The organism is Undibacterium sp. TC4M20W (assembly GCF_049340245.1).
GTDB lineage: Bacteria > Pseudomonadota > Gammaproteobacteria > Burkholderiales > Burkholderiaceae_D > Undibacterium.
In genome coordinates, this window is the sequence record NZ_JBMPPI010000053.1 from 1 (window position 1) to 14,743 (window position 14,743).

Genomic DNA, 14,743 nt, shown 5'->3' on the forward strand with positions numbered 1-14,743 from the left:
CCAGTCAGCTTTGATCCATCATTCTGATCGTGGAATTCAATATTGTTCCAGCTATTACCAGCAAATTCATCAAAAGCACAACATCACTTGCTCGATGACAGATGGGTACGATTGTTACCAGAATGCCCTGGCTGAACGTATTAATGGGATTCTAAAGAATGAATTCTTGCTCTCGACGCCAAAGAACCTGGAGGAAGCACGACAGATGATCCGGCAATCTATTGATATTTACAACAACGAGAGGCCTCATTTAGCCCTCCAATACAAAACGCCCAATGCGGTGCATCGGGCGTCTTTTTTACAATTTTAACTGTCAACCTATTTTAGGACTGGACAACACTTTAGTTTGGCGACTACGCTACGACCACACCCGTTCTGCCATCTTCAACAACAAAACTTCTGAGCGTGGAAATACCGGAATCTGCTTTTGCCACATCATCCAGAGCCAGGAAATGTGTCTGTATCCTGGTTGGTGAAAGATCAAGCAGCATGAATCCACGTTTATCACTGCGGCCATATTTGATATGCGGGTTTTGTGCCACATATTGCTCAGTGCGCTCTTGCGGGCGTGAGCTTGAGGTCACCGACGTGCCGCAAAATTCTGTCGCCAGTATGGGGTTGCTGGCAGATGCCTTGCTGTAAAAATCGCGCTTCAGATTAGCTGCATAAAAGGTATGGACATCACCAGAAATCACGACAGGATTTGCAGGCTTGTGCTTTTGCAGGTCATCCATCAGGCGTTGGCGGGCAAGGGGATAACCGTCCCAGCCATCGGTCCAGAATTTGCCATCGCCTTCCTGATTGACGACAGTCTGGCTCGATTGCGCCATCAATGTTTGCTGGGTCAGCATATTCCATTTCGCAGTTGAACTGGCAAAGCCGCGTGCCAGCCACCTCTCCTGTTCCATGCCCAGCATAGTACGATTTGGGTCCAGTCGCTCATTGCATTCTGCGTTGGTGACAGAATTCGAACCACCGCGCCCAGGCTTGGCACACACCTGGTGCGAGCGGTACTGTCTGGCATCCAGTACATGGAAACGTGCCAGCCTGCCCCAGTCATACCGTTCATAAATACGCATGTTGACGAAGTCGGTATGGCCAGCATGCAGACGTACTGGCATATGCTCATAAAATGCCTGGTAGGCAGCCGCACGGCGCAGCATGAAGTTTACGTCCAGACGTTCGTCCCTGTCATTCGCGTAATCGTTGGCGATCTCGTGATCGTCCCAGGTGACTATCCATGGTGCTGCATGATGGGCAGCCTGCAATTGCGGATCGGTCTTGTACTGTGCATAACGGGCACGGTAATCAGCCAGGCTGAAACTCTCTATATCACGGTTGCGCGGCTTGCCAGGGTGGCGCAAGTCATAAGGCCCCCACTCATAAATATAATCTCCCAGAAATGCCACCAGATCAGGATTGCTGGCAGCAATATGCCGGTGCGCCGCATATTCACCAAACTCCCAGTGCTGGCAAGACGCCACGGCCAACCGCAGATTGACGTTCAATGCATCGGCCGCCGGTGCCGTATGAGTGCGGCCTACCGGGCTGACTGCGTCGCCCAGCGTGAAGCGGTACCAGTACCAGCGATTTGGCAGCAGGCCAGTGACATCCACATGCACGCTATGCGCGAGTTCAGGCAAGGCATGGGTTTCACCTTTGCCGGCAATGCGGTTGAATTGCTCGTCCTCGGCAATTTCCCAGCGCAGTTTATAGGGGATGGCGGGCAGGGCGGCTGCATTCAGTGGCTCAGGCAGCAGGCGTGTCCACAAGACTACGCTGTCATGCCGCGGCGAACCTGAGGCTACCCCAAGGCTGAAAGGATAAACACTGCTGCGCTCGGCGGCAAACCCGGGAAAAGCCTGGGACAGTGCAGCAAAAGTAGTGAATTGCAGAGACTGCTGTAAAAACGAACGGCGTGATAACTTCATACCAATGCTCAGCCCACCTTGGTGATTTCTTCCAGTGGCGGAATCTGGCGCGGTTTGCGGTCATTGCCTGTGGCAACGTAAGTCAGCGTTGCTTCAGTGACTTTGACGGTCGAAGCCTGCAAGCGGTTGCGCTCGGCATAGACTTCTACCGATACCGTGATCGACGTATTGCCTACCTTGACGACTTCGGCATAAAACGACAACAGGTCGCCAACGAATACCGGTTGCTTGAACAGGAAAGAATTGACTGCGATGGTGGCAACTCGGCCATTGGCACGGCGTGCCGCAGGGATGGCACCGGCAATATCGACCTGTGACATGATCCATCCGCCAAATACGTCGCCATGCACATTGGCATCAGCAGGCATGGGCATGACCCTGAGGGTGGGCATGTGGGCTGGCAAGCCGTTGGAAATTTGTTCAGTCATAATAATTTTGCAGAGTAGGATGAGTAGAAGGTGGTCAGGCAAATCTTAAACCAGATTTAATGCAGACTGAGCAAAGCAAGTGGCTTGCCAGCGACTTACAGGGTGATATATTGTGAAGTTGATGACAATGTAGTAATTTCATGAGCCAGAATAGAGCAGACTGGCTGCCACTGCCGCCGATTTTGGTGGGAAAACATAAAGAACAGGCAATGGAAGTAAAACACGAAGAATTAAGACTGCTCGACGATGTGGTCTTGCGCACGGTAGCCAACCCTACAGCCAGCCATTGCTGGCACCAGATGGTCGATCTGATGCGCCGTCATGCTACGCCGGCGCTGACGCTGCAGCTTGAGCAATTCCTGCTGGCGAATGTCGCTGCCAGCGGCTTGCCAGGGTTTTACCGTGCTACTTTCCTCGACATGCTGACCGGCAGGTCAGAATATTTGAAACAGGCCGGACAAATTGCCCTGAGTCTGCAACCCTATGATGCAGACCGCATGGTCACGTTTTTGCAATATAGTTGGCAAAGAGTCTTGCTCGATATTCCTGGTCGCCAGGCTTTTCAGCAACGCCTGCAGGAACTGGCGCTGCCTGCGATTGCCGCCAGTCTTAACTCGTGGATATGGCAGCAGGTGCAACCCGCGCAGGTGTTGAAACAGCGTGTCATCAACGAAGTTCGCAAGGTAGCCCTGATCGCACCCTTTGTCAGCAATATCAAGCATCCGCCTACCTTGATGGCCTTGCAGCAGGCAGAAAACCTGCGTCAGCTAGGTTATGAAGTCGTGCTGTACTCAGCGCAAGAAATGCTGGGGCCAGATTTCAGGCATTATCTCGGCAGTCACTCCTATACACCCGAGCCGCAATTCGTGACTGCTGGATGGGATAAATACCTGGGGCAGGGCGGGCAAGTCATGACCGGTGATACGCGTTTCTCGCTGCTACAAAGATGGAAAAGCCTGCTGGGTTCGCTTGCCGCATTTGATCCTGACCTGATCATGTTTGTTGGTTTGTATGCAGGGTTGGCGGCAGCAACTTATCCGGCACGCCCGGTACTCAGTCTGGGCATCAACTCCCTGTCGCCGATGTCACCCGCCGATGTATGGCTGACTGCGCAACAAGACTTGCACGGTTTGCAGGCTTCGCAATGGACTACGGCTTTCCCAGCCAGCCAGGCTTACCATCATTCTTACCGCGTGCAAAGGCCGGAGATCCAGGGTAATCACACACGCGCATCTCTGGGGCTGGCACAAGACAAACTGCTGCTGGTCACGCTCGTCAATGAGAGTGAATCGAGGATACAGGGTGCATGGGCCAGGGCCATGCTACAAGTATTGCATGAACATCCCCAGGTGCAGTGGTTGATCATAGGTGGCAGTGGTGCCATGCCGACAGCCTTGCAGGCAGCAAGTGCGGAGCAGGTAGGCTGTATCGCCTTTTGTGCAGATGCCGTCAAATATCTGGCATGCGGCGACATCTATGTTAATCCACCCATGATGGGCGGCGGTTTTGCTGTTGCAGAAGCAATGGCACTGGGCTTGCCAGCACTGAGTTTGCAGGGTTCGGACGGTGGAGATAAATTGGGGAATGCGGCACAGGCAAACTTGCAGGAATATTTCCAGACGCTGATATTGTGGTTAAACAATCCTGATGCCAGGAAAATCGCAGGTCAGGCCATGCAAAAGCATTTTGATGATTACCTGGATTTGAGCAAGGCGGCCACCAGTTTGCAGGGGGCTTGCGAGCTGGCCTTACAGCGTTTTCATTTCAGGATGGCAGCACAGACTTCTTGAATCTGGCAGGGTTGCCGACCATCAGCGCACCCGCATCAACATCGCTGATCACGACAGCGCCAGCACCGATAAAGGCGTACTCGCCTATGCGCAGGCGTTCTATGAGGGTCGCACCGATAGCGACAGTGACGCTATGCCCTATCCGCGACAATCCACCGACATTGCTGCCTGGCTGCACCCGCGAAAAAGCACCAATATGGGTATCGTGCCCTATGGTGACACCGCGGTTCACAAAGACATGGCGACCCAGTACGGCACCGGGGCCTATCACACTATTCGCACCAACAAATACGCCCGGGGCCAATGTTGCCAGAGGCGATACAAAGGCACGCGGGTGTATCAGGGTATGGAATTCCAGGCCAGCATGGTGCTGCAGTATTTCCTGCTCCAGTGCATTACGGGTGGGAGTGGTCGGCCCCAGCAGATACAGTTCATCTTCAGCAGGGATGAAATCAGCCAAATTGATGATTTCAGGTGTCGCGCCATATTGTGCCCATCCGGTTATCCGGTCTTGCAGGGGGATGTCGCGCTCGCCTGGTGTTTCTGGCAAATGCAAAGCAATTTTCGATACAGTGAGGCCATGGGCCAGGGCGCAATCAAACAAGTCAGACAAAATATTGCTGCTGCCAAAAATCACGAGTTTATTCTTGTTCATATTGAGTCTTGTCGCTTTGTACGTGGAGCATTCACGCCACAGTATACCTGCGTGGTGGTGACGAAATGTAAATTGTACGATAGCCAGAGAGCAGTGGCCGATGAACATCTGATTTATGGCCTATAATTTTCCTTATGCAGTTTTTGCATGATGTGTTGTTCTCTCTGTCGCCTGTCAGATACTGAGGCGATTTTGTTGAATTGCCAATTCACGTCAGTACTGGCCGTGCCAGTTCTGGCAAGCCCATTCAACCTTCATACGAGTACATCTTTAATGCGACGCCGAGAATCCGTTCGTAATCCTGTCAGTAATCCTTCTTCCTCTGCTCCGGGCAATCCTGCCCAGCGCGGCGACTGGTCCACCGTCAAAACCCTGCTGCCTTATCTGTGGGCCTATAAATGGCGCGTTTTGCTGGCACTGACTTTTCTGGTATCGGCCAAACTGGCCAATGTCGGTGTGCCTCTGATCTTGAAAAAGCTGGTCGATAGCATGACCATCAGCCCGGCCCATCCGGCTGCCGTCATGGTTCTGCCGGTGGCATTGCTGATCGCCTATGGTGCCCTGCGCTTATCGACAACCCTGTTCACAGAATTACGCGAGTTCGTGTTTGCCAAGGTCACGCAAAGGGCAGTGCGCACGATAGCCTTGCAAGTGTTCCGTCACCTGCATGCCCTGTCTTTGCGTTTTCACCTGAACCGGCAAACCGGTGGTGTTACACGTGATATAGAACGTGGTACACGGGCGATCTCTTCGCTGATTTCTTATGCTCTGTTCAGCATCGTTCCTACCTTGCTGGAAATTACCCTGGTCCTGATTTATCTGAGTACCCATTACGATAAATGGTTCAGTGTGATTACCGCGACGGCGCTGGTAACCTATATCGTATTCACCATCGTTGTCACAGAATGGCGCACGCATTTTCGCCGTACCATGAATGAGCTTGATTCCAAGGCGCATACCAAGGCCATTGATTCGCTGCTCAACTATGAAACGGTGAAGTATTTTGGCAATGAAGAGTACGAAGCCCAGCGTTACGACGTGGGCCTGAAAAGTTTTGAAACTGCCGCCGTCAAATCGCAAAGCAGCCTGTTCTTGCTGAACACCGGGCAATCGATGATCATCGCCACTGCCGTGACCCTTATACTGTGGCGCGCAACCCAGGGTGTCATCGATGGCACCATGAGCCTGGGTGATTTGGTACTGGTGAATGCCTTCATGATACAACTGTATATTCCCCTGAATTTTTTAGGTGTCCTGTACCGTGAAATCAAGCAAAGCCTGGCGGATATGGAGAGGCTGTTTTCCCTGCTCGACCAGAATCGCGAAGTAGCTGATGATGCTGCTGCACAAGCGCTGCAGGTGCAACATAAAAATGGTGCAGAAATTCGCTTCCAGCATGTGAATTTCAGTTATGAAGAAAAGCGCCAGATTTTGTTCGATGTAGATTTTACGATTGCCCCCGGCACGACCACCGCGGTGGTCGGCCATAGCGGCTCTGGTAAATCGACATTGTCGCGTTTGTTATTCCGTTTTTACGATATCCAGTCCGGCCATATTTCCATCGATGGACAGGATTTGCGCAACGTCACACAGGCCTCGGTCAGGGCGGCAATAGGCATCGTGCCGCAAGACACCGTGCTGTTCAATGACACCATAGAATACAACATCGCCTATGGAAAACCGGGGGCGAGTAAAGAAGAGATTATTGCGGTTGCCAAGGCTGCCTATATCCATGATTTTATCGAGTCGCTGCCAGATGGTTATGACAGCATGGTTGGTGAGCGCGGCCTGAAATTATCCGGTGGTGAAAAACAGCGTGTGGCGATTGCGCGCACCTTGCTGAAGAATCCGTCCATCCTGATTTTTGATGAAGCCACATCAGCACTTGATTCTCAGTCTGAGCAATTGATACAGGCACAATTGAAAGACATAGCCCGCAGTCGCACCAGCCTGGTCATCGCCCACAGATTATCGACGATTGTCGATGCGCAGCAGATACTGGTCATGGACAAAGGCCACATCATAGAGCGCGGCACCCATCATGATTTGCTGGCTCTGCACGGTGCTTATGCACGTATGTGGGAAAGGCAGCAAAGCAAGAAAAAGGATATGGCTGAAGATGATGACGAAGCCGATGAAATTGAACTCGTGAGCGCATAAAATGGAAACCAAGTGGCTGGAAGATTTTGTATCCCTGGCAGAGACCAACAGCTTTAGCCGCTCTGCAGAATTGCGCCACGTGACGCAACCGGCTTTTTCACGCCGCATACAATCGCTGGAGGCCTGGCTGGGCAGCGACCTGATAGACCGCACTTCTTACCCGACAAGGCTGACGCACGCCGGCGAGGTTTTCTATGAGCAGGCCATTGCCATGCTGGGGCAAATCAATAATGCCCGCGCGTTGTTACGCGGCAAGCGCACTACCACGCAAACCACGGTGGATTTTGCTGTCCCGCATACCTTGTCGCTGACTTATGTGCCGCGCTGGCTGACAGGCCTGGATCAGGCCTTTGGTGAAATCAACAGCCGCCTGCTGGCGTTGAATGTGCATGATGCCGTCATGACTCTGGTCGAAGGTGGTTGTGATCTCATGCTCTGCTATCACCATCCGCGCCAGCCACTCTTGCTCGATAGCAGTCAGTACGACATGATCAGCATGGGCACAGAGACAGTGCGCGCCTACACGCGTTGCGAAAAACATGGCGTGCCTGAATTGCGTTTGCCAGGCACGGAAAAAACACCATTACCCTTTTTGGCCTATGCCAATAATGCCTATCTGGGGCGCATGGTAGATCTAATTTTGAATGACACACGTCAGCCTTTGCATCTGGAAAAATGCTATGAAACCGATATGGCAGAAGGCCTGAAAATGATGGCGCTGGAAGGCCGTGGCGTGGCTTTTTTGCCTGAGTCTGCTGTGACCCGCGAAGTCAAGCAAAAGCAGTTGGCCCGTGCCGATGATGGCAGTGGCGCCTGGGAAGTGAATATGGAAATCCGTTTGTACCGTGAGCGACCATCCATACAAAGACCGGGCAAGGCCATCGTTTCGCGTTTGTGGGAATATCTGGAGCAATTGCAGACAGAAGAGAGCCAGAGTAAAAACCGGCAAGGGAAGAGCCGTCGCAGTAGTTAATCTTCCGTGCGGATTCTGCTTCGATTCAGCGCGGATTCTGCACGGGTTTGCCAAATTGAAAACATCAAGAGGGGAGTGAGGTGGCGGGCCAGGGCGTCAGGCCAAACATATCATAAGGCCACTACATGGTTATGCATTTCGTGCATAGATACATGCAAACAAAGCATTGGCTGATCTCAAAGCGAAAAGACTACTATGCGTCTGCTTTCAGCGCGGGTGAAAGACCTGTCTGAAAATGCAAGATTTGCAAACCAGTTCAAACCAAATTCAAGAGGTCATATAATGTCCACCCAGCACCAGATACCGTCTTATCTTACCCCGACTGAGACCGGTCCTTGGTCAGTTTACCTTGAGCAAATTGATCGTGTTACTCCTTACCTTGGACATCTGTCGCGCTGGGTAGAAACCCTGAAGCGTCCCAAGCGTATCCTCATCGTCGATGTGCCTATCGAACGTGATGACGGCAGCATTTCCCATTTCGAAGGTTACCGTGTACAGCACAATACTTCCCGTGGCCCGGGCAAGGGTGGTGTGCGTTTCCATCAGGATGTGACGCTGTCAGAAGTGATGGCTTTGTCTGCCTGGATGACGATCAAGAACTCGGCAGTGAACGTGCCTTACGGTGGTGCAAAAGGTGGTATCCGCGTTGATCCAAAAACCTTGTCACGTGGCGAACTGATGCGCATGACGCGTCGTTACACCTCTGAAATCGGCATCATCATTGGCCCGGACAAAGACATTCCGGCACCAGACGTGAACACCAATGAGCAAACCATGGCATGGATGATGGATACCTATTCCATGAATGAAGGCCGTACTGCTACTGGCGTCGTTACAGGCAAACCTATCTCCCTCGGTGGTAGCCTGGGCCGTCGTGAAGCGACTGGCCGTGGTGTATTCGTGGTCGGTAGCGAAGCTGCAGCCAAGCGTGGCCTGAGCATTGCTGGTGCAAAAATTGCCGTGCAGGGTTTTGGTAATGTAGGTGGCATTGCTGCCCGTTTGTTCGCAGAAGCAGGTGCCAAGATCGTGGCTGTGCAAGATCACGGTGGCACGATCTTCCATTCGAATGGTTTTGATGTCAACAAACTGCTGGATCACGTGGCAGCCAAAGGCAGTGTTGCCGGTTTTGAAGGCATAGAAGCTGTTTTGCCAAATGATGAGTTCTGGTCCGTTAACTGCGATATTATGATCCCGGCAGCATTGGAACAACAAATCACTTTAAAAAACGCTGACCAGATCCGCGCCAAAATCATCCTCGAAGGCGCGAATGGCCCGACCACACCAGAGGCAGATGACATTTTGCGCGACAAAGGTGTATTGGTGGTACCAGACGTAATCGCCAATGCCGGCGGTGTAACCGTGTCTTATTTTGAATGGGTACAGGATTTCTCCAGCTATTTCTGGTCTGAAGATGAAATCAACCAGCGTCTGACCCGCATCATGAAGGAAGCTTTTAATTCTGTATGGCAGGTGACAGAAGACAAAAACGTCTCCTTGCGTACAGCAGCATTTATCATCGGTTGCTCCAGAGTGTTGCAGGCACGTGAAGTTCGCGGCCTGTATCCATAATCTGGAATTGTAATAAGCTATTGATCACCTATGCTGATAGGTGGATAGGTGATCAATCATGCGAACGAGGCGTGATGCGATGTGGATTTGGCTAAAGAAAGGCCATATTTGCGTCGCATACGCATTTATTTCGTTTGATTTCGTATAAAGCCAGTTTACTGAGGCGGTTTATTGAGTAAGGGCGTGGTAAGGACATGTGGGGCAGCTCAACGCATGTGCTGCAGTTGAATATATCAGTGTCATCAAGGCTTAGCTTAACCCGGTTAAGGTGGTGCAAGAGTATGGAACAATAATTGCATACTTGTTTTTGAAATCTTTGCAAGAGTGAATTGTCAAAAAACCCGAATAATATTTTGTTAAATGTGAATTTTTCTGTTGAATTTTGTTGGACTTTATCATTACCATCCTGAATTAAGTTCAAAGGGGGATCATATGAAAGTTTCGAAATGGATAGTAAAGGCTGGCTTGCCCTGTGCGCTGGTCCTGTGCTCCTCGCTTTCATTAGCCGCGGATACCCTTGCACGCATCAAAGAGACGCACACGATGACCATCGCGCACCGTGAAGCGTCTTTTCCATTTTCCTATCTTGGTGATGACAAGAAGCCCATCGGCTATTCCATGGACATTTGTCTAAAACTGGTCGATGCGATAAAAAAAGAACTCAAGCTGCCCCAACTCAACGTGAATTATGTTCTGGTGACGGGCAGCACACGCATTCCTGCCATTGCTGAGGGCAAGGCTGATCTGGAATGCGGCTCCACCACCAATAATGCAGAGCGCCGTAAGCAGGTCGCCTTCACTATCCCCCATTTCTTTGCCACCGCAAAAATGATAGTCCGGACCGATTCCGGTATCAAAAACTGGACTGATCTCAAGGGTAAAAAAGTCGTGACCTCCAAGGGGACGACGACCGTCAAGCTGCTCAATGACCGTGACAAGGTCAGGGGCCTGGATTTGAAATTGCTGGAAGGTGCTGATCATAATGAGTCCTTTGGCATGGTAGAGAGTGGTGCGGCAGATGCCTTTACCGTTGATGACGTGCTCTTGTACGGGCAACGCGCCAATGCCAAAGACCCCAGCAAGTTCGTTGTGGTAGGTGATTCATTATCTACCGAGCCGTATGCCATCATGCTGCGCAAGGATGATCCTGCATTCAAGAATCTGCTGGACCGTGAAATGGCGCGCCTGATGAGTGATGGCGAAGTCACCAAACTGTATGACAAGTGGTTTCGCAAGCCCGTGCCCCCAAAAGGGGCAAACCTGAACATGCCGATGAATTTCCTGTTGCGCGACAATATCCGCTTCCCTACGGACAAGGTTGCGGATTAACAGGTGGTTCCGCGTTTGCCAGCAGGTAGGAAGAGTATTGCGGTGGTGGAATTTATCTGATCTGTTAGCAGTAATAGCTGTCTAATTTTTTAGCAACATATAAGTAGTAATACGTATTAAACCGACTGAAAAAAACGGTAATTTGCTGAGGGTTTTTGTTAAACTCAAAGCCATGATTTTTTGATTTAACTTTTTGGAGACAGTATGAAATTTTCGAAATTGTTGGTAGCTTTGGTTGGTGCTGGCCTGGTAGCTGGTGCAGCACAGGCGCAGGAAACTGGTACGCTGAAAAAAATCAAGGATACAGGAACCATCACCCTGGGCGTGCGTGATTCCTCCAACCCTTTTTCTTACCTGGACGATAAGCAGTCTTATCAAGGTTATTCCATCGACCTGTGCATGAAAATTGTGACAGCGGTACAAAAACAACTGGGTTTGTCTTCCCTGAACGTCAAAATGAATCCGGTGACTTCTGCTACCCGTATTCCTTTGATGGCCAATGGCACGATTGATCTGGAATGCGGTTCTACAACCAATAACGTAGAGCGTCAAAAACAGGTGGGTTTTGCACCGACCACTTTTGTGACAGCCAACCGTATTCTGTCTAAAAAATCTTCTAACATCAAAACCCTGGCTGACCTCAAAGGCAAGGCTGTGGTATCGACTTCCGGTACTTCCAACCTGAAACAGCTGACACAGCTGAATGCAGACCAGAACCTGGGCATCAATATTTTGCCAGCCAAGGATCATGCAGAAGCTTTCCTGATGGTAGAAACTGGCCGTGCAGTAGCATGGGTCATGGATGATATCCTGCTGGCGTCACAAGTTTCCAACTCAAAAAATCCTGCTGACTATGAAATCAGCAAGGAAGCACTGTCGGTAGAGCCATACGGCATCATGCTGCGTAAAGACGATGCTCCATTCAAGAAAGTAGTTGATACAGCGATAGGTAATGTACTGACTTCTGGTGATGTTAACCGCATCTACCATAAATGGTTCATGCAACCTATCCCACCTAAAGGTATCGCTTTGAACTGGCCTATGTCTGACCAGCTCAAGGCAGTGGCCGCCAAGCCTACTGATTCAGGTGAACCTTCTGCTTATGCTGTTGTTCCAGAGGCTCAAAAAGCCGTATTGAACAAAAAGAAAAAATAAAACTTAGCAAGGCAAGGTAGTCCGATAAAACGGGGGGATGCACCTCCCGTTTTCTTTTACAAGGCAAGTAATAACTGGTCTTGTAAAAGCGGACGCAAAGCGCTGTACAGGAGGAGAATATGAATTACAACTGGAATTGGAATATCTTTTGGGACACCGCGCCCGATGGAATGGGGACCTATCTTGAGTCCCTGATTTCTGGCCTGAAATGGACGCTGGCGACAGCGGGTCTGGGCTGGATGATTGCTTTGGCATTGGGCCTGGTGATAGGAACATTGCGCACAGCGCCAAACAAATGGGTAGTCAGGCTGGCAAATGCCTATGTGGAATTATTCAGGAACATTCCACTGATCGTGCAAATGTTTCTCTGGTACTTTGTCTTCCCTGAAGTCTTGCCTGAAGCATGGGGCACGGCACTTAAACAATTACCGAATGCACCTTTCGTCACGGCAGTACTGAGCCTGGGGTTTTTTACTTCAGCCAGGGTGGCGGTACAGGTATCAACGGGTATCAATGCTCTGCCACGTGGTCAGAAAATGGCGGGGACAGCACTGGGTTTGACACTGCCACAAACTTACCGCTATGTGCTGTTGCCGATGGCATTTCGCATCATTATTCCTTCATTGATCAATGAAGTGGCGGCGATCATCAAAAACAGTTCGGTGGCTTTGTCCATAGGTTTGATAGAACTGATGGCAAGTACACGTTCCATGCAAGAAATGTCTTTTAAGACTTTTGAGGCTTTCAGTGCTGCCACCATCATCTATTTGATCGTGTCTGTGATTGCGATCCTGATGTCGAATTTGTTGGAAAAGAAACTGCGCGTACCAGGTTTCATTACTTCTGGTTCAGCCAATAGCGGAGGGCACTAAACATGGGTAATTTTGATTTTGATGTCATTCAGCGTTCCTGGGTGTATCTGTTCCAGACCGGCATGGTGTTCACACTGAAGCTGACCTTCCTGGCAATGACAGGCGGTATCATTATCGGTACTTTATTGGCGATGATGCGTTTGTCCAGCAACAAGCTGATCAATCTGTTCGCCTCCGGTTATGTCAACCTGATGCGCTCTATACCTCTGGTATTGGTGCTGTTCTGGTTTTATTTCCTGGTGCCCTATATTGGTGCCTGGGTAATTGGTTCAAATGAGCCTGTGGCCGTGGGTGCTTTTTCTTCTTGCCTGATCACCTTTGTCATGTTTGAGGCAGCTTATTACTGCGAGATCATGCGTTCAGGCATACAGTCCATACCGCGTGGCCAGATCTGGGCCGGTTATGCCATGGGCATGAACTACTGGCAAACCATGGGTAATATTGTCTTGCCTCAGGCATTCCGCAATATGATCCCTATATTGTTTACCCAAACCATCGTTTTGTTCCAGGACGTGTCGCTGGTATCGATCTTGTCCATTCCTGACTTTTTTGGCTCTGCGGCCAAAGTGGCGCAGCGTGATGGCCGTCTGGTGGAAATGTATTCCTTCGCAGCGGTTGTCTATTTCGTCATGTGCTTTGGCTTGTCCGCGCTCGTGAAGAGGTTGCAAGCAAAAGTGGCGATCATACGTTAAGAATATTGTGGAGATTTGAAATGATTAAATTGAATAATGTCAGTAAATGGTATGGTCAGTTCCAGGTGTTGACTGACTGCACGACCGAAGTGTCCAAGGGTGAAGTCGTGGTTGTTTGTGGTCCTTCCGGTTCCGGTAAATCTACCCTGATCAAGACCGTCAATGGTCTCGAGCCTTTCCAAAAAGGCGAGATCACGGTAGAGGGTGTCTCTGTTGGCGATCCTAAAACCAATTTGTCCAAATTGCGTGCACGCATAGGTATGGTGTTCCAGAACTTTGAGTTGTTCCCGCATCTGTCGATACGCCAGAACCTGACTATCGGCCAGGTCAAAGTGCTCGGACGTTCAGAAGAAGAAGCGACTGAGCGTGGTCTTAAATACCTTGACCGCGTCGGTCTGATTGCCCAGAAAGACAAATTCCCTGGTCAGTTGTCCGGTGGTCAGCAACAGCGTGTAGCGATTGCCCGCGCCTTGTCCATGGACCCGATCGCCATGCTGTTCGATGAACCAACTTCTGCGCTTGATCCTGAAATGATCAATGAAGTGCTGGATGTCATGGTAGGCCTGGCGCAAGAAGGCATGACCATGATGGTGGTTACGCATGAAATGGGCTTTGCCAAGAAAGTCGCAAATCGCATCGTGTTTATGGATAAAGGCGCGATCGTCGAAGATTGTTCCAAGGATGAATTCTTTAACAATGCCCGCTCGGAACGTGCCCGTGACTTCCTGAATAAAATTATCCATTAATACCTGACTTTTAATACATTGCATCATGGCATTTGCTTGAAATTTGCCCTCTGGTTTGATGTTTGATTTGAAAAGCAGCCCTGATTTCAGGGCTGCTTTCATTTTATGGGCTTGCGCTCTCTAAAAGAGCGGGAATTGTGATTTACGTCACAGGTAAAAGAGTCCTGCCGTGCTAATCTTTCATCGCTAAAAAATGCACTGACAGAGTGACAGACAGTTACTTGATCGCATTAAGAACAATTTATCAAGAACAATTAATAAACAGGACACTTAAATGGCCAACACATCAGCTGACATCCAAAAGCTTTACATCGCCTACTTCAACCGCCCAGCAGACCCAAATGGTCTGGCTTACTGGATGGCTCAAGGTTTCACACTGAACCAAATCGCCGACAGCTTCTCCAAACAAGCAGAATACGCCACAGTATTCGCTGGTAAAACAA

General features: G+C 50.3%; 13 protein-coding genes. 10 read left to right on the top strand and 3 right to left on the bottom strand.

What is annotated here, in order from left to right; translation table 11 throughout:
* Window positions 1–310: integrase core domain-containing protein (locus ACO0LL_RS29960; RefSeq protein WP_422954474.1), on the top strand; the 310-nt coding region annotated here is incomplete at its 5' end.
* 43 nt (window positions 311–353) lie between these two features.
* Here ACO0LL_RS29960 and ACO0LL_RS29965 read toward each other — a convergent pair.
* On the bottom strand, window positions 354–1,931 hold the full coding sequence (locus tag ACO0LL_RS29965) for an alkaline phosphatase D family protein (RefSeq protein WP_422954475.1): 1,578 nt from the start codon (window positions 1,929–1,931) through the stop codon (window positions 354–356).
* Window positions 1,932–1,939: 8 nt separating this feature from the next.
* Window positions 1,940–2,359, bottom strand: coding sequence for an acyl-CoA thioesterase (locus tag ACO0LL_RS29970; protein ID WP_422954476.1), 420 nt, complete (start codon window positions 2,357–2,359; stop codon window positions 1,940–1,942).
* A 140-nt stretch (window positions 2,360–2,499) separates the two neighbouring features.
* On the opposite strand from ACO0LL_RS29970, the gene ACO0LL_RS29975 reads away from it, so the two are divergent.
* Window positions 2,500–4,149, top strand: a complete 1,650-nt coding sequence (locus tag ACO0LL_RS29975; protein ID WP_422954477.1) for a glycosyltransferase — start codon at window positions 2,500–2,502, stop codon at window positions 4,147–4,149.
* Here the strand turns inward: ACO0LL_RS29975 and ACO0LL_RS29980 are convergent.
* A complete protein-coding gene (locus tag ACO0LL_RS29980) occupies window positions 4,124–4,804 on the bottom strand; it encodes an acetyltransferase (protein ID WP_422954478.1) in 681 nt (226 codons plus the stop codon). The two genes, ACO0LL_RS29975 and ACO0LL_RS29980, sit on opposite strands and share 26 nt — an antisense overlap.
* A gap of 273 nt (window positions 4,805–5,077) precedes the next feature.
* Between ACO0LL_RS29980 and ACO0LL_RS29985 the strand changes: the two genes are divergently transcribed.
* The 8 genes from ACO0LL_RS29985 (at window position 5,078) to ACO0LL_RS30020 (ending at window position 14,300) form a co-directional block, all read left to right on the top strand.
* Window positions 5,078–6,964 (top strand): ABCB family ABC transporter ATP-binding protein/permease, encoded by a 1,887-nt coding sequence (locus ACO0LL_RS29985; RefSeq protein WP_422954479.1) that lies wholly within the window; start codon window positions 5,078–5,080, stop codon window positions 6,962–6,964.
* A 1-nt stretch (window position 6,965) separates the two neighbouring features.
* Window positions 6,966–7,937 (top strand): LysR family transcriptional regulator, encoded by a 972-nt coding sequence (locus ACO0LL_RS29990; protein ID WP_422954480.1) that lies wholly within the window; start codon window positions 6,966–6,968, stop codon window positions 7,935–7,937.
* Between the two features lie 282 nt (window positions 7,938–8,219).
* The gene (locus tag ACO0LL_RS29995; RefSeq protein WP_422954481.1) at window positions 8,220–9,506 is read left to right on the top strand and encodes a Glu/Leu/Phe/Val family dehydrogenase; all 1,287 of its coding nucleotides are present in this window, start codon (window positions 8,220–8,222) and stop codon (window positions 9,504–9,506) included.
* A gap of 432 nt (window positions 9,507–9,938) precedes the next feature.
* A complete protein-coding gene (locus tag ACO0LL_RS30000) occupies window positions 9,939–10,835 on the top strand; it encodes an amino acid ABC transporter substrate-binding protein (RefSeq protein ID WP_422954482.1) in 897 nt (298 codons plus the stop codon).
* Between the two features lie 204 nt (window positions 10,836–11,039).
* Entirely contained in the window at window positions 11,040–11,990 is a 951-nt protein-coding gene (locus tag ACO0LL_RS30005) for a transporter substrate-binding domain-containing protein (protein ID WP_422954483.1), read from the top strand.
* A 119-nt stretch (window positions 11,991–12,109) separates the two neighbouring features.
* Complete coding sequence (locus ACO0LL_RS30010; protein ID WP_422954484.1) at window positions 12,110–12,862, top strand: amino acid ABC transporter permease; 753 nt, start codon at window positions 12,110–12,112, stop codon at window positions 12,860–12,862.
* A 2-nt stretch (window positions 12,863–12,864) separates the two neighbouring features.
* Complete coding sequence (locus ACO0LL_RS30015) at window positions 12,865–13,554, top strand: amino acid ABC transporter permease (protein WP_422954485.1); 690 nt, start codon at window positions 12,865–12,867, stop codon at window positions 13,552–13,554.
* A gap of 20 nt (window positions 13,555–13,574) precedes the next feature.
* Window positions 13,575–14,300: an amino acid ABC transporter ATP-binding protein gene (locus tag ACO0LL_RS30020; protein ID WP_422954486.1), complete on the top strand. Its 726-nt coding sequence runs from the start codon at window positions 13,575–13,577 to the stop codon at window positions 14,298–14,300.
* The last annotated feature ends 443 nt before the right edge of the window (window positions 14,301–14,743 follow it).